The 26421-nt window shown below is 65.2% G+C and carries 20 protein-coding genes; 18 read left to right on the top strand and 2 right to left on the bottom strand.

The features are described 5' to 3' along the window. Positions 1–232 precede the first annotated feature (232 nt). From E4K64_RS16230 to E4K64_RS16265, 8 genes are all read left to right on the top strand, one after another. Positions 233–607, top strand: a complete 375-nt coding sequence (locus E4K64_RS16230; RefSeq protein ID WP_135164406.1) for a DUF2946 domain-containing protein — start codon at positions 233–235, stop codon at positions 605–607. Positions 608–692: 85 nt separating this feature from the next. Next, positions 693–2900: a TonB-dependent receptor family protein gene (locus tag E4K64_RS16235; RefSeq protein WP_135164495.1), complete on the top strand. Its 2208-nt coding sequence runs from the start codon at positions 693–695 to the stop codon at positions 2898–2900. A 61-nt stretch (positions 2901–2961) separates the two neighbouring features. Beyond that, entirely contained in the window at positions 2962–3495 is a 534-nt protein-coding gene (locus E4K64_RS16240) for a copper chaperone PCu(A)C (RefSeq protein ID WP_135164407.1), read from the top strand. 29 nt (positions 3496–3524) lie between these two features. After that, on the top strand, positions 3525–4052 hold the full coding sequence (locus tag E4K64_RS16245) for a YcnI family copper-binding membrane protein (RefSeq protein ID WP_167772040.1): 528 nt from the start codon (positions 3525–3527) through the stop codon (positions 4050–4052). Then, complete coding sequence (locus E4K64_RS16250) at positions 4052–5614, top strand: copper resistance CopC/CopD family protein (RefSeq protein ID WP_135164409.1); 1563 nt, start codon at positions 4052–4054, stop codon at positions 5612–5614. The genes E4K64_RS16245 and E4K64_RS16250 overlap by 1 nt, the downstream gene beginning before the upstream one ends. A 143-nt stretch (positions 5615–5757) precedes the next feature. After that, a complete protein-coding gene (gene proS / locus E4K64_RS16255) occupies positions 5758–7077 on the top strand; it encodes a proline--tRNA ligase (RefSeq protein WP_135164410.1) in 1320 nt (439 codons plus the stop codon). Positions 7078–7165: 88 nt separating this feature from the next. Further along, positions 7166–8446 carry a lipoprotein-releasing ABC transporter permease subunit gene (locus E4K64_RS16260; protein ID WP_028136099.1) on the top strand — a complete coding sequence of 427 codons (1281 nt, stop codon included), beginning with the start codon at positions 7166–7168 and terminating at the stop codon, positions 8444–8446. A gap of 7 nt (positions 8447–8453) precedes the next feature. Next, the gene (locus tag E4K64_RS16265) at positions 8454–9155 is read left to right on the top strand and encodes an ABC transporter ATP-binding protein (protein ID WP_164718564.1); all 702 of its coding nucleotides are present in this window, start codon (positions 8454–8456) and stop codon (positions 9153–9155) included. Positions 9156–9249: 94 nt separating this feature from the next. Here the strand turns inward: E4K64_RS16265 and E4K64_RS16270 are convergent, their stop codons facing one another. Beyond that, positions 9250–10329 carry a zinc-binding dehydrogenase gene (locus tag E4K64_RS16270; protein WP_167772041.1) on the bottom strand — a complete coding sequence of 360 codons (1080 nt, stop codon included), beginning with the start codon at positions 10327–10329 and terminating at the stop codon, positions 9250–9252. A 109-nt stretch (positions 10330–10438) separates the two neighbouring features. Here E4K64_RS16270 and E4K64_RS16275 point away from each other — a divergent pair, with 109 nt between their 5' ends. Beyond that, positions 10439–11212 carry a helix-turn-helix transcriptional regulator gene (locus E4K64_RS16275; RefSeq protein WP_135164412.1) on the top strand — a complete coding sequence of 258 codons (774 nt, stop codon included), beginning with the start codon at positions 10439–10441 and terminating at the stop codon, positions 11210–11212. 111 nt (positions 11213–11323) lie between these two features. Here the strand turns inward: E4K64_RS16275 and E4K64_RS16280 are convergent, their stop codons facing one another. Continuing rightward, positions 11324–12232 carry a LysR substrate-binding domain-containing protein gene (locus E4K64_RS16280; RefSeq protein ID WP_135164413.1) on the bottom strand — a complete coding sequence of 303 codons (909 nt, stop codon included), beginning with the start codon at positions 12230–12232 and terminating at the stop codon, positions 11324–11326. Between the two features lie 107 nt (positions 12233–12339). Here E4K64_RS16280 and E4K64_RS16285 point away from each other — a divergent pair, with 107 nt between their 5' ends. The 9 genes from E4K64_RS16285 (at position 12340) to E4K64_RS16325 (ending at position 26310) form a co-directional block, all read left to right on the top strand. Then, on the top strand, positions 12340–13716 hold the full coding sequence (locus tag E4K64_RS16285) for an FAD-binding oxidoreductase (RefSeq protein WP_135164414.1): 1377 nt from the start codon (positions 12340–12342) through the stop codon (positions 13714–13716). A gap of 113 nt (positions 13717–13829) precedes the next feature. Beyond that, positions 13830–14729, top strand: coding sequence for a GNAT family N-acetyltransferase (locus E4K64_RS16290; protein WP_167772042.1), 900 nt, complete (start codon positions 13830–13832; stop codon positions 14727–14729). 161 nt (positions 14730–14890) lie between these two features. Continuing rightward, positions 14891–15640 carry a type I methionyl aminopeptidase gene (map, locus tag E4K64_RS16295; protein WP_135164415.1) on the top strand — a complete coding sequence of 250 codons (750 nt, stop codon included), beginning with the start codon at positions 14891–14893 and terminating at the stop codon, positions 15638–15640. A 432-nt stretch (positions 15641–16072) separates the two neighbouring features. Next, positions 16073–16795 carry an outer membrane protein gene (locus E4K64_RS16300; RefSeq protein WP_135164416.1) on the top strand — a complete coding sequence of 241 codons (723 nt, stop codon included), beginning with the start codon at positions 16073–16075 and terminating at the stop codon, positions 16793–16795. 476 nt (positions 16796–17271) lie between these two features. Beyond that, the gene (dnaE, locus tag E4K64_RS16305; RefSeq protein WP_135164417.1) at positions 17272–20775 is read left to right on the top strand and encodes a DNA polymerase III subunit alpha; all 3504 of its coding nucleotides are present in this window, start codon (positions 17272–17274) and stop codon (positions 20773–20775) included. Between the two features lie 114 nt (positions 20776–20889). Continuing rightward, positions 20890–21633 (top strand): carbonic anhydrase, encoded by a 744-nt coding sequence (locus E4K64_RS16310; RefSeq protein WP_135164418.1) that lies wholly within the window; start codon positions 20890–20892, stop codon positions 21631–21633. 144 nt (positions 21634–21777) lie between these two features. Continuing rightward, the gene (locus E4K64_RS16315) at positions 21778–22305 is read left to right on the top strand and encodes a DUF2846 domain-containing protein (protein WP_167772043.1); all 528 of its coding nucleotides are present in this window, start codon (positions 21778–21780) and stop codon (positions 22303–22305) included. 202 nt (positions 22306–22507) lie between these two features. Next, positions 22508–25093 carry a caspase family protein gene (locus tag E4K64_RS16320; protein WP_135164419.1) on the top strand — a complete coding sequence of 862 codons (2586 nt, stop codon included), beginning with the start codon at positions 22508–22510 and terminating at the stop codon, positions 25091–25093. A gap of 221 nt (positions 25094–25314) precedes the next feature. Beyond that, a complete protein-coding gene (locus E4K64_RS16325) occupies positions 25315–26310 on the top strand; it encodes a 30S ribosomal protein S2 (protein ID WP_126257370.1) in 996 nt (331 codons plus the stop codon). Positions 26311–26421: the final 111 nt, after the last annotated feature.

A 26421-nucleotide genomic window follows, 5' to 3' on the forward strand; every position in this document is an offset into this window, starting at 1 on the left:
CAGTAGACGAAATGATCGGGCGCCATGGCCCGCAAGTATATGACAAATAAAAGAAATCTGTTGAGCGCGGGTCCGTTTGACCTGCCTCAAATGGCCGCTGTCCATCCTATGCTGGGTTATCCAGGTCACGATTTTGGACAAATTTGCGCTGGGGCAAGAAGGGAGGCGGTGCTGGCCTCGACTTGGAGCTGGGTGCGGTGTTTAGTTAGCAGACGAACGAACGGTTCGGCGAATGCGCGCACGGCTACAAAAATTCCTGCCCCTGGTCCTGCTCGCCCTGGCGATGCAGGTGCTGGCGCCGATTGCCGCCTGCTGGGCGACGGGCCTTGCCGCCGCCGATCCGCTGTCTGCCGGCGTCATCTGCCATAGTGCGAGCGAGCCGGGCGGCCTAAGCGATCAGACCGGATCGCCGACCGCTCATGCCGGCGCGTGCGCCCTGTGTTGTCTGGCCCAGGCCAGCGCGTCGCTCGATTCGCCGACCTACGCTGCGCTCGCGATTCCCGTTCGCCATGCCGAGCGGGTGGTGTGGCGTCCGGCGGACGCGTCCGCCATCACCGTTCACAAGGGCTCGAGCGCCCAGGCGCGCGCCCCGCCTCAATTTTCCTGATCTAGCCACGAATCTGCCCCGTCAGCGGCTGCTGCACGGGGATTCGCAATGCACCGGCGCTCGCGCCGGTATCGGGAATTTTCACATGTCTCGCCTTGGTTTGTTCCAAAGCGCTTCCGCGCGCGGAATTTTGCTTGCTTCTCTGTCTGCTCTCTCCCTGCCACAGCTCGCCGACGCGCAGGAAAATCGGCTCGAACTTCCTCCGGTGACAGTCGAGTCGCCACGCGAAAGGCGCGCTGCGCCGGCCCGCTCGCAGCGGACTCCCGTGCGATCAACGCTCGCGCGCACCGCGGCTCCGCAACAAGCGGCGCGTCCGCAGGGTGAGGGCGCCAGCGGTCCAGGCGCGTTGACCGTTCTGACGGCGCAGCAGGCCCTGGCGGAAATCAACCAGACGCCGGGCGGCGTGGCGCTGGTGACAGCCGAGGCCTACCGGAATTCTACGCCCGCGAGCACAATCAAGGACGTTCTCGACTACGTCCCTGGCATCTTCGCCCAGCCTAAATGGGGCGACGACACCCGGCTCTCGATCCGAGGCTCCGGGCTGTCGCGTAATTTCCATCTGCGCGGCGTGCAGCTCTATATGGACGGCATCCCGATCAACACCGCGGACGGTTACGGCGATTTCCAGGAGATCGACCCTACCGCCTACAAGTACGTTGAGGTCTACAAGGGCGGCAACGCGCTCCAGTTCGGAGCGAACTCGCTTGGCGGAGCGATCAACTTCGTGACGCCGACCGGCCGCGATCCGTTTCCGAACGGGGTTTCCGTCGATATGGGAGGCTTCGGATACAAGCGCTTCCAGGCCAACGCTGGCGGAGCAAACGGTGCTTGGGACGGCTTCGTCACGGCCTCGACGCAGGCCGCGGACGGTTTTCGAGACCACAGCTTTGGCTCAAGCAACCGGCTCAGCGCCAATGTCGGCTATCAGTTTTCGCCGGATTTCGAGACGCGCTTCTATCTCAACGCCAACGAGGTGCGGCAACGCATTCCCGGCACCGTTACCAAGGCGTCTGCGCTGACCAATCCCGAGGCTGCAGCTCCGGCAAATGTTGCCATGGATCAGCAGCGCAACATCGACACGGTCAGGCTGGCAAACAAGACCACGATCCGTTTCGACCAGACCAAGGTTGAATTCGGAGCCTTCGGCGTCGATCGCCATCTGATGCATCCGATTTTCCAGTGGCTCGACTATCGTTACAAGGACTACGGAGGCTTCGCGAAAGTTACCGACGAGCGCTTCATCGGCGGCTTTCGCAACAGGCTGGTTGCGGGTGTCAACGTGCTGAATGGCAGCATCGACAATCAGCAATTCGCCAACATCGCTGGACAAAAGGGAGCTCTGCTCTCGTCGTCGATCGATCGCTCGAAGAACACATCCGTCTACGTTGAAGACAGCTTCTATTTCCTCCCCAGCGTTGCGGCGATAGCCGGAACGCAGTTTCTCCATGCGACTCGCAACCGGCAGGACCGTTTTCTCAGCAACGGCGATCAATCGGGGGCGACCCGTTTCAATCTGTGGTCGCCGAAAACGGGCTTGCTGTGGCAGATCGATCCGACATGGCAGGCTTTCGCCAACGTGTCGCGGAGCGCCGAAGTGCCGAGCTTCGGCGAGAGTTCAAATGGGCCGGGCATTCCGACGATTCCGTTTACCAGCATCCGCGCCCAGATCGCGACGACCTACGAGATCGGGACGCGCATGCGGAGGCCGGACTACTCGTGGGAGCTGACCGCTTATCGCGCCAACATCCGCGACGAACTGCTATGCCTCTACAGCGCCTTCGGCAATTGCAACGTGACCAATGCGGATCGGACCATCCACCAGGGCATCGAAGCCGGCGCGGGGGCTGCGATCTTCCAGGACCTCTTCGTAGTGGGAAGCGCGCCGGACAAGGTGTGGCTCAATCTGGCCTACACCTATAACGACTTTCGCTTCGACAACGATGCTACCTTCGGCAACAATCAGCTACCTGGAGCGCCTCGTCACTATTTGCGCGCCGAATTGCTCTACAAGCATCCGACGGGCCTCTATATCGGACCTAACGTCGAATGGGTGCCGAAGGCCTATTTCGTTGACAGCATGAATACGGTGACGACGGAGCCTTATGCATTGTTGGGACTGAAGGCCGGCTTTGACAATGGCGGTCCATTCTCCGCCTACGTCGAGGGCCGTAACCTCACCAACCGGATCTATATCGCAAGCGCCAGCATCATCGACCGCGCGACTGCGGCGTCGACTTTGTTCGAGCCGGGAACGGGACGGGCGGTTTATGCCGGAATGCGGTATCGATGGTAAGTGCTGCGGGCTCGCTGAAACAACCTTACGCGATCGCCAGATCAATTACGAGGGAACCAAAATGAACAGGACCAGACAAACACTTTTCGCCATCGCCATTCTGCTAAGCGGCAGCGCGGCCGCATTGGCCGAAGACGTCAAGGCCGGCGATCTCGTCATCTCGCAGGCGTGGAGCCGTGCGACCCCGGGCGGCGCAAAGGTTGCAGGCGGCTATCTCGTCATCGAGAACAAGGGGACGGCGCCGGACAGGCTGGTCGGCGTGTCGGCCGACATCGCCGGCAAGGCCGAGATCCACGAGATGGCGATGGATAACGGCGTGATGAAGATGCGCGCACTCGACAAGGGGCTGGTGGTCGATCCCGGCAAGATGGTGAAGCTCGCGCCCGGCGGCAATCATTTGATGCTCCAGGAGCTGAAGGGCCCGTTCAAGCAGGGCGACAAGGTGCCGGTGACGCTGCAATTCGAGAAGGCCGGCAAGGTCGCCGTCTCTCTCGACGTCCAGGGCGTCGGCGCGCAGGCCCCCGGCGATGCCGGGCATTCGGGTCACATGGACATGAAGAAGATGCCGGATCATTCGGGAATGAAAATGAAATGAGACCGATCTCAACTCCCGGGAGACCGAACATGAAGAGAGCCTGCCTGATCCTGGTTGCCGCGCTCGCTGTCTCGCCGGCGGCGGCGCACGTGTCGCTCGAGACCAAGCAAGCGACGGTCGGTGCTTCCTACAAGGCTGTGTTCACCGTGCCGCACGGTTGCGCGGGCTCGCCGACGGTGAAGATCCGCGTGCAGATCCCGGAAGGCGTGATCGCGGTGAAGCCGATGCCGAAGGCGGGCTGGAATGTCGATGTCGTCGAGGGCAAATATGCCGTCGAATACGACTATCACGGCAACAAGCTCTCCTCCGGTGTCAAGGAGGTGGCGTGGTCCGGCGGCAAGCTGCCGGACAAGCACTATGACGAGTTCGTCATGCATACGGTCCTGACCGACAAGCTCAAGCCGAACACGATTCTATACTTCCCCGTCGTTCAGGAATGCGAGACCGGCGTCAGCCGCTGGATCGAAATCCCAACCGAGGGAGCAGGGCATTCGCATGAGGGCAAGTCCGAGGGCAAGTCGCCGGCGCCGGGCGTGAAGCTGCTGCCGAAATCCTGATGCGCTTCTTCGCCGCGCTCGCGACCCTGCTGTTCGCCGCCGGATTCGCGGGCGCGGCGTGGGCGCACGCGGCGCTGATCTCGGTCGAGCCGCCGAGCGGGAGCATGCTCGCGGCCGCGCCCAAGGCGGTGGAGCTGCGCTTCAGCGAGGCTGTGACGCCCGGTGCGATCCGGCTGATCGACGGTGCCGGCAGAGCGCGGGACGATGTACGCATCAGCGCATCCGGCGAGACGATTTCGGTGGCGATACCTGTGGATCTGCCTGAGGGCACCGCGGTCGTCAGCTATCGCGTGATCTCGCAGGACGGCCATCCCATCGCCGGTTCGGTGATCTTCTCGATCGGCATGCCGACGGCGACGAAGCTCCCCGCCGCCGTGGACGGCGGGGTGAATGCACTGATCTGGCTGGCGCGCGTCGGCCTCTATCTCGGGCTGTTCGTCGGCGTCGGCGGCGTGTTCTTCGCGCGCTGGATCGCATGGTCGATGATCGGCATGGCCGTGCCGCGCATGGCGATCGCCATCGGTATCCCCGGTGCTGCAGCGTCTCTCGGCGCGTTGGGCCTCGACCTTCTCGGCCTGCCGCTAACAGCTCTCACGACCGCCGCACCCTGGAAAGTCGCGCTCGGGGCGAGTGCCGGTCCCGCCCTGCTGGTCGCCATCGCGGCGATGCTGCTGGCGCTGATGGCGCTGCGAAGCGCGTGGTACGCGCGCGCTCTTGCGATCGTGGCGTTGGTCGGCGTCGGGCTGTCGCTCGCCATGACTGGGCACGCCGCAACCGCCCCGCCGGAGGTGCTGATGCGTCCGGCGATCTTTCTTCACGGCCTCGGTGTCGCCATCTGGATCGGTGCGCTTGCGCCGCTCGTCGCCCTGGTCTCGCGTTCGACGACGGCGCCGCTCCCAATCGTGAACCGCTTTTCCCGCATCGCTGCGCTGGCGGTCGGTGTGCTGGCCGTGACCGGCCTCGCTCTCGCAATCGTGCAGCTCGAAAAGCCGGGAGCGTTGGTGGAGACCCGTTACGGGATGATCCTCGCGAGCAAGCTCGTTCTGGTCACGGGATTGCTGGCGCTGGCGGCACTCAACCGGTTCCGGCTCACACCGGCGCTGGCCCGGGACGGGACAGGGACGCCCGCGCTCATGCGCTCGATCTTGGCCGAATGCGCCATCGCGCTGGCCATCCTGGCCGTCGTCGCCGGCTGGCGCTTCACGCCGCCGCCGCGGACCATCGTTCCCGACACGCCGCTGGCGATCCACATCCACAGCGACAAGGCGATGTTCCAAGTCCTGGTCTCGCCCGGCAAGCCGGGGATCAATGATGTCGTGCTCCAGCTCATGAACGGCGAGGGGAGTCCGCTGGCGGCAAGGGAGACGACGTTGACGCTGAGCCTGCCCGAGCGCGGCATCGAGCCGATGGAGCGGAAGGCCTCGCTGGGGCCGGACGGCCACTGGCATGTGCGCAAGGTCGAGCTTCCCTTTGCCGGCCGCTGGCACGCGCGGATCGACGTACTGGTGAGCGACTTCGAGCAAATCACGCTCGAGGATGAACTCGACGTCACATCGCGTTAAGGCGCGGTTCGCGCTGAACCTGAAGTCCGACGGAAAAATGACAGCAATTCCGCTGCTTAGCGGCTTTTCCTCATTCTCGGTCTTGTATTTTCGCTCTCAATCCGGTTTCACTGCAACCGATCACTGATTCCCAGAGTATTGCCATGCGGTTGTCGCGGTTCTTTCTGCCCATCCTGAAGGAAAATCCGAAAGAGGCGGAGATCGTCTCGCATCGGCTGATGCTGCGCGCCGGCATGATCCGGCAGGAGGCGGCCGGCATTTACGCCTGGCTACCGCTCGGCTTCCGCGTGCTCAAGAAGATCGAGCAGATCGTGCGCGAGGAGCAGGATCGCTCCGGCGCGATCGAGGTTTTGATGCCGACGCTCCAGCTGGCTGATCTCTGGCGCGAGAGCGGCCGCTACGACGCCTATGGCCCGGAGATGCTGCGCATTGCCGATCGCCACAAGCGCGAGCTCCTGTACGGGCCGACCAACGAGGAAATGATCACCGAGATCTTTCGCGCCTATGTGAAGTCCTACAAGAGCCTCCCGCTCAATCTCTATCATATCCAATGGAAATTCCGCGATGAGCAGCGTCCGCGTTTCGGCGTGATGCGCGGCCGCGAGTTCCTGATGAAGGACGCCTATTCATTCGACCTCAACGAGGCCGCGGCGCGCGTCGCCTACAATAAGATGTTCGTCGCCTATTTGCGCACCTTTGCGCGGATGGGGCTGAAGGCGATCCCGATGCGCGCCGAGACCGGCCCGATCGGCGGCGATCTCAGCCACGAGTTCATCGTGCTGGCGGAGACCGGCGAATCCGGCGTCTTCATCAATCGCGACGTGCTGGACCTGCCGGTTCCGGGCGAGGATGTCGATTATGACGGCGACCTGACGCCGATTATCAAGCAATGGACCTCGGTCTATGCGGCGACGGAGGACGTTCACGACGCCGCGCGCTTCGAGCAGGAGGTGCCCGCGGACAAGCGGGTGAACACCCGCGGCATCGAGGTCGGGCAGATCTTCTACTTCGGCACCAAATATTCCGAGCCGATGAAGGCGCTGGTGGCAGGGCCCGACGGCGTCGACGTGCCGATCCATGGCGGGTCCTACGGCGTCGGCGTTTCGCGCCTGTTGGGTGCCATCATCGAGGCCTGTCATGATGATGCCGGCATCAAATGGCCGGAGGCGGTGGCGCCGTTCCGCGTCTCGATCCTCAACCTCAAGCAGGGCGATGCCGCCGTCGATGCGGCCTGCGAGAAGCTTTATGCCGAGCTCACCGCCAAGGGCGTCGATGTGCTCTATGACGACACCGACCAGCGCGCCGGCGCCAAGTTCGCCGCCGCCGACCTGATCGGCATTCCCTGGCAGATCATGATCGGGCCGAAGGGGCTCGCCGACGGCAAGGTCGAGATCAAGCGGCGAAGTGACGGCTCCCGCGAGACCATGTCGCCTGCGGATGCGGTCGCAAGACTTGTGGGCTGATAAGGCTGGTCGGCTGAATATTGTTCATCGCGATATCGCGGCCGCCAATCCGGCCACAATTGACCCCGAATCATGGGATTATCGAGCGATGGATGAGACCATGACCGAAACCGTGCAGACCGCGCCTTTTGCGCCATTCGAGTGGATGCTGTCGGCGCGCTATTTGCGGGCGCGCCGCAAGGAGGGATTCATCTCGGTCATCGCCGGGTTCTCCTTTCTCGGCATCATGCTGGGCGTGGCGACGCTGATCATCGTCATGGCCGTGATGAACGGTTTCCGCAAAGAGCTGCTCGACAAGATCCTCGGGCTCAACGGCCACATCCTGGTGCAGCCGCTGGAATCGCCGCTGACCGACTGGAAGGATGTCGCCGACCGCCTCAGCCAGGTCGGGGGCATCCGGCTCGCCGCGCCCGTGGTGGACGGCCAGGCGCTGGCGTCGTCGCCATGGAACGCCTCGGGCGTCCTGGTGCGCGGCATCCGCTCCGACGACCTCAACAACCTCACCTCGATCGCCAAGAACATCAAGCAGGGCTCGCTCGAAGGCTTCGACGAAGGGCAGGGCGTGGCGATCGGCCGGCGCCTCGCCGACCAGCTCTCGCTGCATGCCGGCGACAGCATCACGCTGGTGGCGCCGAAGGGCGCGGTCACTCCGATGGGCACGACGCCGCGCATCAAGCCGTACAAGATCGTCGCGGTGTTCGAGATCGGCATGTCCGAATACGATCTCGGCTTCGTGTTCATGCCGCTTGCCGAAGCGCAGGCCTATTTCAACCGCAGCAACGACGTCACCTCGATCGAGGTGTTCACCACAAACCCCGACAGGATCGACGCCTTCCGCAAGGCGGTGACGGAGGCCGCGGGACGTCCGGTGTTCCTGGTCGATTGGCGGCAGCGCAACTCGACCTTCTTCAACGCGCTCCAGGTCGAGCGCAACGTGATGTTCCTGATCCTGACCATGATCGTGCTGGTCGCGGCGCTGAACATCGTGTCCGGCCTGATCATGCTGGTGAAGGACAAGGGCAGCGACATCGCGATCCTGCGCACGATGGGCGCCTCGCAGGGATCGATCATGCGGATCTTCCTGATCACGGGCGCCTCGATCGGCGTGGTCGGCACGCTGGTCGGCTTCTTCGTCGGGCTCGTGATCTGCCTCAACATCGAATCGATCCGGCAATTCCTGTCCTGGCTGACCTCTACCGAGCTGTTCTCGCCGGAGCTCTATTTCCTGTCGAAGCTGCCTGCCGAAATCGACATCGGCGAGACCACGGCCGTCGTCATCATGGCGCTGACGCTGTCGTTCCTGGCGACGCTGTATCCGTCGTGGCGCGCCGCGCGCCTCGATCCCGTCGAAGCGCTGCGGTACGAGTGAGGGGCTGATGGAGCAGCAGGGGGCTGACGATGTACCGGTCATTTATCTCCACGAGATAAAGCGGCAGTACTTGCAGGGCGAGGTGCCGCTGACGATTTTGGACGGCGCCAAGCTGGCGCTGTGGGCCGGTCAATCGGTCGCGCTGGTGGCTCCGTCGGGATCCGGCAAGTCGACGCTGCTGCACATCGCAGGGCTGCTCGAGGCGCCGGATTCCGGTGAGGTCTATGTCAACGGCGCGCCGACCTCGCAGCTGCCCGACATCGAACGCACCCAGCTGCGCCGCACCGATATCGGCTTCGTCTACCAGTCGCACCGGCTGTTGCCGGAGTTCTCCGCGCTCGAGAACGTCATGCTGCCGCAGATGATCCGTGGCCTGAAGAAGTCCGAGAGCGTCACGCGCGCCAAGGAGATCCTCGGCTATCTCGGCCTCGGCGAGCGCATCACCCATCGCCCCGCCGAGCTGTCGGGCGGCGAGCAGCAGCGCGTGGCGATCGCCCGCGCGGTGGCCAATGCGCCGCGGGTGCTGTTCGCGGACGAGCCGACCGGCAACCTCGATCCGCACACGGCCGATCACGTGTTCCAGGCCCTGATGCAGCTGGTCAAGGCGACCAGAGTGTCGATGCTGATCGCGACCCACAACATGGAGCTCGCCGGCCGCATGGACCGGCGCGTGTCGCTGTCGAACGGCCAGGTGGTCGAGCTCGACTGACAAAACTGCGAAAACAACCCCATGCACAGTAGCCAAGTGTTTGGCGGGACTTGCGAAAAAAATCGGCGATCGCGCTCCGCCGCGCCGCAAGCGGTCAAGGCCGGATCACCGTCATCTTGAACGGCCCGCCATTGGCAGCGGCGTGCGCCACGGCCTCGTTGGTATGGTCGAGGTCGAACGCCGTCGTCTCGTACTCGTCCAGCCTGAGCAGTCCCGCGCGCACCAGCGCGATCAGGCGGCTCGCGGCATCCGGCGGGTACATCCAGACGCCGTGGATGCTGATGCAGTTGCGCATGATCCAGGGGTAGGGCAGCTCGAGCCCGGCGCCGCCGGCCATGCCGACGCCGCCCATCAGTGCGACGCGTCCATAGGGGCGCACGGTCATGATCGCCGCGCGCACGACGGTCGGGCTGACCGAGGGCGGCATGATGTCGAGCACGCAGTCGATCGGGCCGGACGCCGCGCGCTTCATCGCCTCGCGGTCGTCGTCCTCATCGCCAGTGAGCTTGACCGGCTTCACCCGCGGGCCGAAGCGGCGGACGAGATCGGCGAGGATCGTCTCGTTGCGGCCCGGTGCGACCACGCAGGCGGCGCCCATCGCCAGCGCGACGGAGACGGCTGCGCTGCCGAAATTGCCGGTGGCCCCGCTCACCAGCACGGTCTCGCCCGGTCGCAGGTTCGTAGCGAGGAAGCCGCCGTAAGGCACCAGCAGCGTGCCCAGCGCGCACCATTGCGCCGCTTCCTCCGACGTGATCGTGCCGATCCGTTTGACGTTCTCGGTCGGCAGGCGCATCTGCTCGGCAAACGAGCCGTGGCGAAAATGCTGTTGCAGGCGCATGCCGCCGGGACCGGCGGCGGTGAGCCCTTGCAGCGCGATGTCGGGCGCCGCCGCGTCGTCGCGCGAGCGCACCGTCGGATCGCAGAACACCCAGTCGCCGACGCTGAGCCTGGTCGCGTCCGGGCCGATCGCGCGCACCCGGCCGATGCCGCCAGGACCCGGGATGATCGGCAGGTCGAGTGCGTAATTGCGCGTCCCGTCGAAGACTTCGTTCATGTACGACAACACACGCGTGGCGACGACGTCGACGATGACCTCGCCGGTGCCGAGCACCGGCTCGGGGACATTCTCGATCGCCAGCGGCGAACCGAAGGAATTGAGCACGGCAGCTTTCATGATGATCACCTCGACGTCGGGTGATGCCGATATGCGCTGCCTTGGAGGGAACAAAAAGGCCTGGTATTATCCTAGTATTCCAGGGGCCCTCCATGCAGGAGCGACAGCGATGGCCGACCCGCGCCGCGTCGAATTCGGCGATTTTCTCAGGTCCCGCCGCGAAAAGCTGTCGCCGAAGACCGTCGGGCTTCCGGCTGGCCGCCGCCGGCGCACCGCGGGGCTGCGCCGCGAGGAGGTCGCGCAGCTCGCCGGCATCGGCGTCGATTGGTACATCCGGCTCGAGCAGGGCCGCACCGTCAGCCCGTCCGTCACCACCATCGACGCGCTCGCCCGTGCGCTCCGTCTCAGCAAGGCCGAGCACGCGCACCTGAAGGCATTGGCGCGTGACGGTGCCAGAGGCGCGTTCACGCGCGAGATCGTGCCACCGCCGATCCGGCGGATGATCGCGAGCCTGCACCAGCCGGCCTATGTCACCGGGCGGCGCTGGGACGTGCTGGCCTGGAACGAGGCCGCCGAGGACATCTTCGCCTTCGGGCAATTGCCGGAGCAGGATCGCAACACGCTGCTGCTGGTGATGACCAACAAGCAGATGCGAAAATTCTACGGTGCGACCTGGACCGAGGTTGCGAAAAGCATGGTCGCGATGTTCCGCGCCACCCATGACGTCTGGGCCGGCGATCCCGCCTTTACGGAGCTGCTGACGCGGCTGCGCCAGGGCAGTCCGGAATTTGTCAAATGGTGGGAAGCCCACGACATCCGCAGCACGATGTCCGGCCTCAAGACCATGAACCATCCGACCAGGGGCCTGCTCCGGTTCGAGCACACCAGCTTCCAGGCCAACGACGACCCCGCGCTGAAGCTGGTGATTTACACGCCTGTGTGAGGTGTGGAGACGTGAAGGCCAGCGCACATGCCGTCGGGAGGCGCTGTTGCGGGCAGTCCGTACTGCACCGCTTGAGCTGCATTGGACATTTCGAGGGCACCGAGCAGCGGATCAAGGATTTGACCGTAACCACTCCGAGAAGGCGCGGATGGTCCGCGCGCGAGGATGGTTCGGCTTGCTGACCACATGGAAGCTGTAGCCAGGCAAACTCAACTTGAACACTTTCACGAGCGTTCCAGCTGCGAGGTCGTTGGCTACGAGCACATCACTGAAAACCCCCACTCCCTGTCCAGCGATCACCGCCTCGATAGCGTGCAGTTCCTCCCGGAAACTCAAGTGTTGCATGTCCTTGAAGTGGGGCACTTCGCGCCACCTGCGCTGAGCCGTGGCGAGCCATCTCTGCCATGTGGGTGGCTCGCGATCGGCAGGAGACCAATAGGAGTGGATCAGAACGTGGCTTGCAAGGTCGAGTGGTCTTTTCAGCCGCCCCGTTGCAAGTAGACGCGGACTGCAGACGGGCCAGAATGTATCGCTGAAGAGATCATCGACGATTCCGTCTGTCGGCCGGACCCGGCTGGTCGCATAGCGAATGGCGACGTCGCCATCTCCGGCTTGCAGATCGAGCACACTGTCCGTGCCGATGACGTCGAGCCGGACGTCGGGATGCAACGTCCGCCAGAGGGGCAGGCGAGGCACGAGCCAGCGGCTGGCGAAAGCGTTGGTCGTCGTCACCCGAAGAGGCTGTTGGTCGCCTTCCTGCCTGACGGCCATAATTGCAGTCGCAAACACCTCGAGTCCGTCGCGGATGGCGGGAAAAAGCCGCGCGCCGGCATCGGTCAGAGAAAGAGGCCGTGGCCTGCGGCGGAATAGAGCGCGACCACAATATTGCTCAAGCAGTCCGATTTGGTGGCTGATCGCCGTTGGCGTAACGCCGAGTTCGGCCGCGGCCTTCTTGAAGCTCAGGTGGCGAGCGGCAGCTTCAAAGGCGCGAAGCTCGATCAGGGGCGGCAACTTGTGCATGAGGTCAGTGTAGGTGAAATCAATTCACCGTCACCTGAATTCTTCGGATTTGCTCCGAGACAGCCCGCGATCGAGGATATCGCCAGTCAGGCTGAGGAGACCATGTCATGTCGTCGATCGCATCTGTCGCCAGCGCTGCCGCCGATCTTGGCGCTTCCTTCGGAGGACAACTCCTCAAGCCAGCCGACGAGGGTTATGAGGAGGCGCGAAGGGTCCACAATGGGCTGGTCGACAAACGGCCGGCATTGATCGCCAGGTGCCGTAGCGTGGCCGATGTCGTTGATGCCGTCGCGCTTGCGACCAAGCTCGGCCTCGAGGTCGCGGTTCGCGGCGGCGGCCATAATGTGGCAGGGCGCGCAACCATCGACGGCGGGATCATGATCGACCTCTCGCCCATGAAGGGCGTTCGGGTCGACCCCGTCGGCAAGACCGTGTGGGCGCAGGGCGGCGTCACCTGGGGCGAGGTTAATCGCGAAACGCAACTTCACGGGCTTGCGGTCACCGGGGGTGTGGTCTCGACCACCGGGATCGCCGGCCTGACCCTCGGCGGAGGCCTGGGCTGGCTGATGGGCAAGTACGGCCTTGCACTGGATAACTTGCGGGCGGTCGAACTCGTCACCGCAGAGGGCAGGGTTCTACGGGCCAGCAAGCAAGAGGAGCCCGATCTGTTCTGGGCCGTCCGCGGAGGCGGCGGAAACTTCGGGATCGCCACCGGCCTCGAATACGATCTTCATACGGTCGGGCCAATCATCGCCGGCGGCCCGATCATCCACCCGATCGAGCGCTCCCGTGACGTGCTCGAATTCTTCAGGGCCAGCACGCGATCGCTCGCGGACGAGCACATGCTGTTTGCATCCCTGACCCACGCGCCCGACGGGTCCGGCACGGAGGTCGCCGCCCTGGTCACCAGCCATTGCGGTCCGGTCGCGGATGCCGAGGACGCGATGCGGCCGCTCAAACAGTTCGGGGCTCCGATCCTGGATGCGGTCGGACCGATGCCCTATTGCGAACTCAACCGCATGCTAGACGCCAACTATCCGAAAGGCGCCTTCAATTATTGGAAATCGAACTTCCTGACGGAGCTGAGCGATGGTGCGATTGCGACCATGGTCGATTGTTTCGCGCGCTGCCCGACCCCGATGGGTCAGTTCCTCCTCGAACACATCCATGGTGCGGCGGCCCGCGTCGATACAGCGGATACGGCATTTCCGCACCGGCAGGAGGGCTATAATTTTCTGATCCTTGCGCAATGGATGCAACCCAGCGACACGAGCCGCAGCATCTCCTGGGCACGCGAGACCTACGAAAGGATGCGGCCCTTCTTTGCCTCAGGCCGCTATGTCAATTATCTCGACGATGACGAGACCGGCGATCCTGTCGCTGCCGCCTATGGACCGAACTACCGGCGCCTACAGCGGATCAAAGCGAAATACGACCCGACAAACTTCTTCCGCATGAACCAGAACATCCGGCCGCTGGCCTGATTTCCAGACAAGGATTTCGTCGCTCTCATTCTGTTAAGACGTCAGTCAAAGATGACGATGCTGCGACCCGCTTCGTTAGTTGGCCGGGCGTGGCGATTCCGGGGAGGACTCGAATGGCTATCGTGTGCCGGCCCGCTCGCATGGAGGACTTGAAGCAAGCCGACGAAATGGTGGTCGCCAGCATCAATGAACTCACCGAACGGCGGGGCTTCGGAAGGATGGCGTCCTCCCGTCCGCAGGATTTCCAAGCTTTCTCGCTAGCGGACGATCCCGAAGGTCTTTGGGTAGCAGATGACGACGGAGAAGTTGTCGGTTTCGCGTGGAGCTGGGTTTGTGGGGAGCTTTGGTTTCTGGCGCAGCTGTTCGTGGCCCCTGATCGCCAGAGCGATGGCATCGGCAATCAACTCATCAGTAAAACGTTCGCCCAGGCAGATATGCGCGGAGCATCGATCAAGGCGCTAATCACCTTTACATTCAACAACGTTTCTCAAGGATTATACATCCGTCACGGACTGTTCCCGCGCTTTCCGATCTACATGGTCAGCGTGCCTCGTGACCGCTTGGCGTCGCGGTTGGCTGAGCCGCGGCTCCGTCTTGAATCTCTCGCGGACGGGACCGCCGGGTTCGATGAGCTGGGACTCATTGACGTCGGTGCTCTCGGTGTTTCCAGAGCGAAGCATCATCGCTATCTCCTGAGCGATGGCACGACAGGCGGGTACACCATTCACTCGGACAGCGAGTGCGTAGGGTATGTCTATATTTCGGACGGACACATTGGCCCGCTTGCAGTCCGCCGACCGGATCTCGCGGGCTCTGCGCTTGCTGCTGCGTTGTCGTGCGCGGCAAAGAGTGGTTTTCCAACCATTTCGGCCTTCCTACCGGGTGCGAGCGAGCCGGCGCTAAAGGCAGCGATCGACCACGGGATGCGTTTGACATTCCCGATGCTGCTGATGTCGAATCGAACGTTCGGCGATTGGGCCAGCTACCTCCCGCGCAACCCGGGTTTCATGTAGTTCAATTCAGGCTCGTATGGGCGACTCGCCGACGTCCGGGCCGCGAGCATGCGCCCCGCGGAATTGGCGGCGCGGCGGCGGCAAGATTCTCCGGCAGTGCGCTCCGGTTTGCAAGCCGCCCACGCAAACGCTATGCCCCGCTTTTCGTAGAGAGCCCCGACATGACGATCTCCGATGACGACGACCTGACGCGCCTGAAAGAGATCGGGCGCATCGTCGCCAATACGCTGGAGGCGATGGGGAAGGCGATCGAGCCGGGCATGACCACCTCCGAGCTCGACCAGATCGGCCGAAAGCTGCTGGAGGCCGCCGGGGCGCGTTCGGCGCCGGAGCTGGCTTACGATTTTCCCGGTGCGACCTGCATCAGCGTGAACGAGGAGATCGCTCACGGCATCCCCGGCGAGCGGCGGATCGCGAGCGGCGACCTCGTGAACATCGACGTGTCAGCCGAGAAGAACGGGTTCTTTGCCGATACCGGTGCCTCCTTCGCCGTTCCGCCCGTCGCCCGTGCGATTCAGCGTCTTTGCCGGAACGGCCGGCGGGCGATGTGGACAGGCCTGCAGCAGGTTGGCGCCGGCAGGCCGATTGCCGGGATCGGCCAGGCGATCGGGACCTTTGCGCGGAAGAACGGCTACAGCCTGGTCAGGAATCTTGCCAGTCACGGTGTCGGCCTGTCGCTCCATGAGGAGCCGACGGAGATCGCAACGTGGCCCGATCGCTCCGAACGCCGCATCATGACCGATGGCCTGGTGTTCACCGTCGAGCCGTTCCTCTCCATGGGCGCCGAGTGGGCGGAGAATGGCGATGACCCATGGACGCTCTACAGCAGCCCCGAGGCGCCGACCGTGCAGTACGAACACACCGTGGTCGCCACCCGCAACGGACCTTTGATCCTGACGCTGGCCGGTTGAGGCCGCGCGACTTCGCGTCATTCCTGGCTGCATCGCCATCGCCTGTCGCGGTTGCCGCACGATCGCCGCCGACGCACCTTGCTTGCATCCGCATTCGCTCTTGCACTCGACGCGCGCCCAAATGTGGCGAGCGCGAGCGAGAAATGTGGCGACAATGGGCGGAGCTGTTCATCTACGCATTTTCAATTCGGCATCACGCGAATGTGCGCGCGACGTCGTTACGCGCGTACGCAGCTTGCGCCCTCCAGCGAATATGGGAACTACGGAAAACACTTGTTTCAAAGGGTTTCGGACGCGCGCTGATAAATCTTCATTAATGAAGCGCGGGCCTTTGGCGCGAACTGTGGCGTCGAGGTTACAGCAATTCTGTCGATCGCTGATATGACGACGGCACGGCCCGGGGGCCTCTGAAGAAACTGGAACGGGAATCAAATGAAGAAGAATTTGTTGCTTGCTGCTGTGAGCTTGGTCGCGCTGAGCGCGGCGGCGCCGGCGCTGGCTGCTGACCTCGCGGCGCGGCCCTACACCAAGGCGCCTGCGATGGTTGCCGCGATCTACGACTGGAGCGGCTTCTACATCGGTATCAACGGCGGCGGTGGTTCGTCGCACTCCACCTGGGATCTCGTCGGCGGCGGCCGTGAGGGTTCGCACGACGCGACCGGTGGCACTGTCGGTGGCCAGATCGGCTATCGCTGGCAGTCCGGCCAGTGGGTGTTCGGCGTGGAAGGTCAGGGCAACTGGGCCGACTTCTCGGGCGACAATGTCAGCGCGCTGTTCGCCACTCGCAACCGCTCGAAGATCGATTCGTTCGGTCTGATCACCGGTCAGGTCGGCTACGCCTGGAACAACGTCCTGGTCTACGTCAAGGGCGGTGCGGCTGTGGTCGGCGTCAAGTACGACGTGTTCAGCACGGCTTCGGGCGCGCTGCTGTCGTCGAACGACCAGACCCGTTGGGGCGGTACGGTCGGTGCCGGCCTCGAGTACGGTTTTGCGCCGAACTGGTCGGTTGGCGTCGAGTACAACCACATCTTCCTGTCGGACAAGGACGTCACTTTCGCAGGCTTGGCGGGTACCGACCGCATCAAGCAGGACGTCGACATGGGTCTCGTCCGCCTGAACTACAAGTTCGGCGGCCCGGTGCTCGGCCGTTACTGATCCTGATCGCTCTCCTTGGAGCGGTCGTAGAGAAGCCCCGGCCTTGGCCGGGGCTTTTTTATTGCGTGAATTCAGCGAGTTAACCATTGCCCTTGGAGGCCGTCCGCCGCGCTTGACTCTTCAGAACAAAATGAGAACAATGTTCTTCATACGTTCTGGAAAGGGAGCGAGACATGTTCAGGGTTTTCGTCGAAGAAGCCGCCGCACTGGCGTCGATCACGCTGTTCGTCGGGATGATCGCGATCTGGGCTCAAGTCATACCGCAGCTCTGATTGCGGCGCTCCAGGGCGGGAGCCCCGTTGGCCCTTGGGGAAAAGCAGGACGGCGCGGCCAATTGGCCGCTCGGGCGTGGACTCTGAAGCTGCGGCACCTCACCATTGCGAGGCGAGTCGGCAGAAGAGGGCAGATGCGGGTGCATGATGCCTTGAGGCGCCGGCGACCGCTCCATTCCATCTGCAAGAGGCCGTCACGCGACCATGCCGAGCGCCGGATTTGTCCACCTTCACGTTCACTCGGCCTATTCGCTGCTCAAGGGCTCGATCAAGATCGGCAAGCTCGCCGAGCTTGCCAAGAAAGACCACCAGCCGGCCCTGGCGCTGACCGACACCGACAACATGTTCGGCGCGCTGGAGTTCTCCGACAAGATGGCGAGTTCCGGCATCCAACCGATCGTCGGCTGCGAGCTGGCGATCGATTTCGGCGATCAGGATCCGAATGCGCGCAACGCGATGGGGCCGTCGCGCGTGGTGCTGCTGGCGGCGCAGGAGCGCGGTTATCGCAGCCTGATGCGGCTGAACTCGCGCGCGTTCCTGGAGACGCCCGACACCCATGCCTCCCACATCAAGTTCGACTGGCTCGAGGGCGAGACCGAGGGCCTGATTGCGCTGACGGGTGGACCGGACGGGCCGATCTCGCTGGCGCTTGCCGGCGGTCATGCCGAGCTCGCGGCCTTGCGCTGCGAGCGTCTGGCCGCCCTGTTCGGCGATCGCCTCTACATCGAATTGCAGCGCCACAACACCGAGAAGGAGCGGCGCGTCGAAAGCGGCTTGATCGACATCGCCTACGCCAGGGGCCTGCCCCTGGTCGCGACCAACGAGCCTTATTTCGCGACGACCGACGATTACGAGGCGCATGACGCGCTGCTCTGCATCGCCGGCGGGCGGCTGATCGCCGAGACCGAGCGCGAGCAGCTCACGCCCGATCATCGCTTCAAGACGCGCGCCGAGATGGCGGTGCTGTTCGCCGACATTCCGGAGGCGCTGGCCTCAACGGTGGAGATCGCCGAGCGCTGCTCCTTCCGCCCGATGACGCGCAAGCCGATCCTGCCGCTCTTCACCGTCGGCGCCGCGCAGAGCTCGGACGCTGCGGCAGTCGAGGCGGCGGAATTGAAGCGCCAGGCGGAGGAGGGGCTCGCCAAGCGCCTCAGCGTCCACGGCCTGTCGCAAGGCACCAGCGAAGAGGATTACAACAAGCGCCTGGCGTTCGAGCTCGACGTCATCATGCGCATGAAATACGCGGGCTACTTCCTGATCGTGTCCGACTTCATCAAATGGGCGAAGAGCCAAGGCATTCCGGTCGGGCCGGGCCGCGGCTCGGGCGCGGGCTCGCTGGTTGCCTGGGCGCTGACCATCACCGACCTCGATCCGATCAAGTTCGGCCTGCTGTTCGAGCGCTTCCTCAATCCCGAACGCGTCTCGATGCCGGACTTCGACATCGACTTCTGCCAGGACCGCCGCGGCGAGGTGATCAAGTACGTCCAGGAGCGCTACGGCCGCGACCAGGTCGCGCAGATCATCACCTTCGGAACGCTGCAGGCGCGCGGCGTGCTGCGCGACGTCGGCCGCGTGCTGCAAATGCCCTATGGCCAGGTCGACAAGCTGACCAAGCTGGTGCCGCAGAATCCGGCCGCACCGGTGACCCTTGCGGCCGCGATCGAGAGCGAGCCGAAGCTCCAGGCGTTCCGCGACGAAGATCCGATCGTGGCGCGCGCCTTCGACATCGCGCAGCGCCTCGAAGGCCTGACGCGGCACGCCTCGACCCACGCCGCCGGCATCGTGATCGGCGATCGCCCCTTGAGCGAGCTGGTGCCGCTCTACCGCGATCCCAAATCCGACATGCCGGTGACCCAGTTCAACATGAAATGGGTCGAGCCGGCCGGCCTCGTCAAATTCGACTTCCTTGGCCTGAAGACGCTCACCGTCCTCGACGTCGCGGTGAAGCTGCTCAAGCCGCGCGGCATCCATGTCGATCTCGCCACGCTGCCGATCGACGATGCCGAGAGCTACCAGATGCTGGCTCGCGGCGAGGTGGTCGGGGTGTTCCAGGTTGAAAGCCAGGGCATGCGGCGCGCGCTGGTCGACATGCGCCCGGACCGTTTCGAGGACATCATCGCGCTGGTGGCGCTGTATCGGCCGGGCCCGATGGCGAACATCCCGACCTATTGCGCGCGCAAGCACGGCGACGAGGAGCCGGAATATCTGCATCCCGTGCTGGAGCCGATCCTGAAGGAGACCTTCGGCGTCATCATCTACCAGGAACAGGTGATGCAGATCGCGCAGGTGATGTCGGGCTATTCGCTCGGCGACGCCGACCTGCTGCGCCGTGCCATGGGCAAGAAGATCCGCGCCGAGATGGACAAGCAGCGCGACATCTTCGTCGCCGGCGCGGTGAAGAACGGCGTGCCGAAGGGGCAGGCCGAGACCATCTTCGAGCTGCTCGCCAAGTTCGCCGATTACGGCTTCAACAAGAGCCATGCGGCAGCCTACGCGCTGGTGTCCTACCACACCGCCTTCATGAAGGCGCATTACCCGGTGGAGTTCATCGCGGCGTCGATGACGCTCGATCTCAACAACACCGACAAGCTCTCCGAATTCCGCTCCGAGGCGCAGCGCCTCGGCATCAAGGTCGAGCCGCCGAACATCAACCGCTCGGGCGCGACCTTCGAGGTCGGCGAGAAGACGATCTACTACGCGCTCGCAGCGCTCAAGGGCGTCGGCATCCAGGCGATCGAGCAGATCATCGAGGAGCGCACCAAGCGGGGATTATTCACCTCGCTCGCCGACTTCGCCGCGCGGGTCAATCCGCGCGCGATCAACAAGCGCATCATCGAAAGTCTCGCCGCCGCCGGCGCCTTCGACACGCTGGAGCCGAACCGCGCCCGGGTCTTCGCCGGCGCGGACTCGATCCTGGCCGCCTGCCAGCGCGCACATCAGGCCGAGACCATCGGCCAGAACGACATGTTCGGGATGTCGGCGGATGCGCCGACCATCATGCTGCCGCAGATCGAACCCTGGCTGCCGGCGGAGAAGCTCCGCCGCGAATACGACGCCGTCGGCTTCTTCCTGTCGGGCCATCCGCTCGACGATTACGCCACCGTGCTGAAGCGGCTGCGGGTGCAGAGCTGGGCGGAATTCTCGCGCGCGGTGAAGACCGGCGCCACCGCCGGCAAGGTCGCCGCCACCGTGGTCTCGCGCATGGAGCGGCGCACCAAGACCGGCAACAAGATGGGCATCATGGGGCTCTCCGATCCCACGGGCCATTTCGAGGCGGTGCTGTTCTCCGAAGGCCTCGCGCAATATCGCGACGTGCTGGAGCCGGGCGCCGCCGTGCTGCTGCAACTGGGCGCCGAGCTGCAGGGCGAGGACGTCCGCGCCCGCGTGCTGCATGCCGAGCCGCTCGACGATGCCGCCGCCAAGACGCAGAAGGGCCTGCGCATCTTCGTGCGCGATACCAAGCCGCTGGATTCGATCGCCAAGCGTTTGGCCGGCCCCGATATGGCGGCTGCAAACGGCGCTGCGGCGAAGGTCGGCAGTCCGGGCATTGCGCCGCGCGGAAATGGCGACGGCGAGGTCTCGCTGGTGATGATGCTCGACCTCGAGACCGAGGTCGAGATGAAGCTGCCCGGCCGCTTCAAGGTCTCGCCGCAGATCGCCGGCGCGATCAAGGCGGTCGCGGGCGTGGTGGACGTCCAGCAGATCTGATGATGCCTGCACCGTCGCAAACCAAGACTTAACTATCAGATCCACGCATGGTTTCGAACTCTGCCGGGTACAGCTATCAGTTGTTTCCCGGCGCGAAACCAAGGAAGAACAACCATGTGTGACAAATGCTCTGAAAATCCGCATCAATCGCTCGCTCCCTCCCGCCGCTCGATGATGCTTTTGGCCGCCTCCGCGCTCGGGGCCGCGGCGTTTGGTGGGGCCGCGTCGGCCAAGGAGGCGAAGGCACCGCCGAAACCCCAGAACGTGCTGTCGCCCGATGCGGCGCTGAAGCGGCTGATGGAGGGCAATTCGCGCTATGTGTCGGGCGTGTCGCGCCGCCACGATTTCAAGCATGAGCGCGAGGCTCTGGTCGGCGGTCAAAATCCCTACGCAGCCGTTCTGAGCTGCGCCGATTCGCGGATCGCGCCCGAATACGCCTTCGACAGCGGACGCGGCGATCTGTTCGTGTGCCGCATCGCCGGAAATTTTGCCGGCGACGAGACCGTTGCGAGCATGGAATACACCGTGGCCGTGCTCGGCACGCCGCTGATCCTGGTGCTCGGCCACGACAATTGCGGCGCCGTCGACGCCACGATCAAGTCGCTGAAGGACGACAAGCCGCCGCCCGGACACATCCCCACGCTGATCTCCGCGATCGCGCCGGCGGTGAAGACCGCGGCCCAGCAGAGCGGCAACGCGCTCGACAACGCCATCCGCCAGAACGTCATCGACAATGTCGCCAAGCTGAAATCGGCCGCCCCGATCCTCAATGCAGCGGTCGAGCAGGGCAAGCTCAAGGTGGTCGGCGGTATCTATCGGCTGAGCACGGGCACTGTCGAGTTGCTTGCCCAGGGCTAAAGCCCGGCGTTTGGAGCATCGGGCGTCGTGTGCAGCAGCACCGACGTCCGGTCTGCGCGATCTCCGCGATGGTTGTCGGACGTTGTTGCAACCTGTCGCTGATTCCAGCTAGCATGCATCCCGGGGAATGGACTGGGGTGTGCGATGTTGCGACGGGGCGCGTTGTTGTTGGCCGTCGGTGCGATGCTGGTGGGCTGTGTCAGCGATCAGGTCGGGACCGACTTTGCCTCTGTATCAAAGAAAGTCGGACCTCCGCGCGCCGGACATTCGCGCGTCGTCCTGCTCCAGGACAAGCGGAATGGTCTCAGCATGGCCATCTGCGCCTGCGAGGTGAAGCTCGACGGTGCGCCGCTTGGCAAGGTGGTGGCTGGGAAATATGCCTATGCCGATCGGCCGGCAGGTCGCCACGAATTGCTGGTGACGGAGCTGATGTTTCCGGGCGACACCAAGCGCGAGATCGTGATGGAAGCCGGCCGGACGCATTTCTATCTCATCAAGAGCAGCCCCAGGCATGATGCCACGACGGGCGGAGCGGTCCTCGGCGGTCTGATCGGGCTTGCTGCGGTTTCCGTCGCGACGGCGGGCGAGGCCAATCCCGGTCCGGCCGAACTCGTTGCGCTGGACGAGGCGACGGCGCGAACGAAGCTCGCCGAGCTGCAAGCGGTGGAGTGAGGCGCGCTGCGCAGGGACCTGAAGGAGCCTTGCGCCGTTTCGACGCTGACTTGAGGTCGCCGTGAGGCTGCTGCGGAGCTGACGCGAGCGGCGGCGCGGCCACGCCACCGCCTCAATCCGAGCTTTTCGTTCAAGCGCCGTTCAGCTGGCCGCGCGCCTGATGCGTGGTGGCACCGCAACAAGAATAACGGGCAAGCAAGCCATGCGTGGGACGTTCAGAGTCTTCATTTGCCTTCTCCTGCCTATCATGGTCCTTGCCGCCGGCGCGCCGGACGCGGCCCGCGCGCAGCAGCCGGAAAAGCGCGTCGCGCTCGTGGTCGGCAACGGCGCCTATGCCAAGTCGCCGCTGGCAACCCCCGCGAACGATGCCGGCTTGATCGCGCAGACGCTGCAGGCGGCCGGCTTCGACGTCGTCGGAGCGCGCGATCTCGACGGCGACACGCTGCGCAAGAGTCTTCGCGACTTCATCCAGAAGGCCCAGGCCTCGGGGCCGGGAACCGTCGCGATGATCTATCTTGCGGGCTATGGCGTGCAGCTTGCCGGCGAGAACTATTTCATCCCGGTCGATTCCAACATCGCGCGCGATACCGACATTCCGACCGAGGCCCTGCGCATCAGCGACTATGTGCGTCAGCTCGCTGCGATTCCGCTCAAGGCCAACATCGTTGTGCTGGACGCGGCCCGCGCGCAGCCGTTCATCGAGGGCGGGATCGCGGGCGGTCTGGCGCTGGTCGAGCCCGACGCGAACATGCTGATCGCGTTCAACGCGGCGCCCGGCACCGTCGCGCCGGAGGAGCCGGGGCCGTACGGTATCTATGCGCAGTCGCTGGCCGAGATGATCCGCACCGGCGGCCTGCCGCTGGCGGAGGTGTTCGACCGTGTCCGCCTGCGCGTCAACGAGGCCAGCAAGGGCGCGCAGGTGCCCTGGAACGAGCAGAAGATCTCGGCGCCGTTCTCGTTCTTCGAGCGCGGGCCCGACGCGCCGCCGCCGGAGACCGCACCCGACCAGGTCGCCGCGATCCGCAGCAAGCCGATCCGCGATCTCGGCGTGCAGGACGCCTATGCCGCCGCGCTCGCGCGCGACACGCTGCCGGCCTATGAGGAATTCCTCGCGGCCTATCCGGGCGATCCGCTCGCAAAGCGCGTGATGGCGATCGTCGCTGCGCGCCGCGAGGCGATCACCTGGAGGCGGACCTATCGCGCCGATACGCCGGACGCATATTGGTCGTATCTGCGCCGCTATCCGCGCGGGCCGCATGCGGGCGATGCCCGGCGCAGGCTCGCGATCCTGACCGCGCCGCTCGAGCCGCCGCCGACTTTCACGATGCTGGACTACGACGTGCCGCCACCGCCGCCGGAGGAGGTGGTCTATTTCGACCGTCCGGTGCTGTATTTCAGCGACCCCGATTTCGGCTTCGCGCCGCCACCGCCGCCGCCGGTCTATTATCTGCCGCCGCCGCCGCCGGATTTCGTCGTGCTGGCGCCGCCGCTGCCGGTGGTCGGCCTGTTCGTGCTGCCACAGCCGGTGTTCGTGCCGATTCCGGTGTTCGTCCGGCCGCCGGTCTATGTCGCGCCGCCGCCGAACAACATCATCTACCAGAACATCCATAATACGACGGTGATCGACACTGTGATCAATCGCCCGCCGGCACCTGCGCCGGCCGCGGGGCCGGGACCTAGTCCGGCCAATCTGGCGCCGGCGGTTGCCGGCCGTGCCAATCCGGCAGGGCCGGCCGTGCCGCAGGCGGTCGCGCAGCGCGCCGCGCTGATCCAGCAGGGCAAGGCACCGATGCCGCCGAGCGCGACGATCCAGCCGACGGCGAGGCCGGGTATCCCGGCACCAGCTCCGGCCAATGTCGCTCCCGCTACAACAGTGCAGCCTCCGGCCGGGGCCAAGCTGCCGCAGGCCAATACCTTGCCGGCGCCGGGGACGCCGGGCGCTCCGCCGACGGGGGCGGGGGTTGCGCCCGGTGCTGCCGCGCCGAACGCCGCGCCAAGTCCGACCGCGACGGCGCCGACCGGCAATGCTGCGGCGACGCCGCACCCACCAGCGCCCGCCAAGCTGCCGCAGGCGAACACATTGCCGATCCCCGGGACCCCTGGCGGACCGCCGCCGCCGGCTGGTGCAGGGCGCGCGCCCGGCGCTGCCTCACCCCCCGGCAAACCCGTTGCGACCACCACCTCGCCCGCCGGCAACATCCCGCCCGCGCAGCCGAACGCGGCGACCGCGCCGGCGCCCAACCAGCCGCCGTCCGCGACTGACCGGCGTGGCAGGCCGGCCGGTCCCCAGCCTGGCGCATTGCCGCCTCCGAGCGCGGCCACCGGCCGGCCGGGGGTCCCGAGCGCGGTCAGGCCGGCGGCGCCTCCACCGCCGCCGCCGGTGGCAGCGCGGGAGCCGTCCAGGGTTCCGGATCATCGGCCCGGCCCGCCGCCGCCGGCTGCCAAGCCCGTCGCGCCGCCAGCGCATCCGCAGGCTCTGGCGCGACCGACGCCGCCGCCACCGCCTCGGGTCGCACCGCCTCCGCCGCCCCGGGCTGCGCCTCCGCCCGCGGCCGTGGCCCGGCCGGCCCCACCGCCGCCCGTGGCCCGGCCCGCACCGCCTCCAATGGCGCGGCCGGCGCCACCTCCGCCTCCGGTTGCACGGCCCGCGCCGCCGCCACCGCCTGTTGCGCGGCCGGCGCCGCCGCCGATGGCTGCCGCGCCGCCGCGTGCGGCGCCGCCTCCGCCTCCGCCGAGGCCCGCCGGACCTCCCCCGAAGTCTTGCCCGCCCGGCCAGCCGAAGTGCTAGCCGGTCGAGGAGGGCGCCGGGAATCGGCGCCAGCGTAGCGACCGCAGCTTTCGGGCGCGCGCGAGCGCCGCCTTATTTCCTTGCTTCTGACCGAAATGGCGCTATATAGCGCGCCATCTCACACGGAAACATGGCTCACAAGGCCGTCCGGTGGCAGCCGGGGCGAGAACGCTCCGTTTTGCTCACACGTTTCCGGAGGAACCAACCGGAGAAATAGAACGATGGCACTACCCGATTTCACTATGCGTCAGCTGCTCGAGGCTGGCGTGCACTTTGGTCACCAGTCGCACCGCTGGAATCCGAAAATGGCTCCGTTCATTTTCGGTACCCGTAACAACATCCACATCGTCGACCTCGCCCAGACCGTGCCGATGCTGCACCAGGCCCTTCAGGCCGTCAGCGACACGGTGGCCAAGGGCGGCCGCATCCTGTTCGTCGGCACCAAGCGCCAGGCGCAGGACGGCGTCGCCGACGCGGCCAAGCGCTGCGCGCAGTATTTCGTCAATTCGCGCTGGCTCGGCGGCACGCTGACCAACTGGAAGACGATCTCGGCCTCGATCAAGCGCCTGCGTCACCTCGACGACGTGCTGGCGGGCGGCGATGCCAGCTCCTACACCAAGAAGGAGCGCCTGACGCTTCAGCGCGAGCGCGACAAGCTCGACCGCTCGCTCGGCGGCATCAAGGACATGGGCGGTCTGCCCGACCTGATCTTCGTGATCGACACCAACAAGGAAGACATCGCGATCCAGGAGGCCCAGCGCCTCAACATTCCGGTCGCCGCGATCGTCGACACCAATTCCGACCCGAAGGGCATCACCTATGTGGTGCCGGGCAATGACGATGCCGGCCGCGCCATCTCGCTGTATTGCGACCTCATCGCGCGTGCGGCGATCGACGGCATCTCGCGGGCCCAAGGCGATTCGGGCGTCGACGTCGGTGCCTCGACCCAGCCGGTCGTCGAGGAGCTGCCGGCGGCGTCGACGAGCGGCTTCCAGGGCCTTGCAGGTCCGCGCGGCACCGCCGACGACCTCAAGAAGCTCCCGGGCGTGTCGGGTGCGATTGAGAAGAAGTTCAACGACCTCGGCATCTTCCACTACTGGCAGCTCGCCGAGCTCGACCACGACACCGCGCACACGATCGGCGAAGAAGTCGGTCTGCCGAGCCGCGCGGATGCCTGGGTGGCCAAGGCCAAGGCGCTGACCGCAGAAGCGGAATAGTCGAGAGAGCGATGGGCTGGCCGGATGAGATCCGGCCACCATTTCAGTTGACGCGAATTCCTGAGATGGACCGCGGCGGGGCGCTTCGAAGCCACGCCGCGGCGAACCGGC

This window comes from Bradyrhizobium frederickii, from assembly GCF_004570865.1.
GTDB classification, from domain to species: Bacteria; Pseudomonadota; Alphaproteobacteria; order Rhizobiales; family Xanthobacteraceae; genus Bradyrhizobium; species Bradyrhizobium frederickii.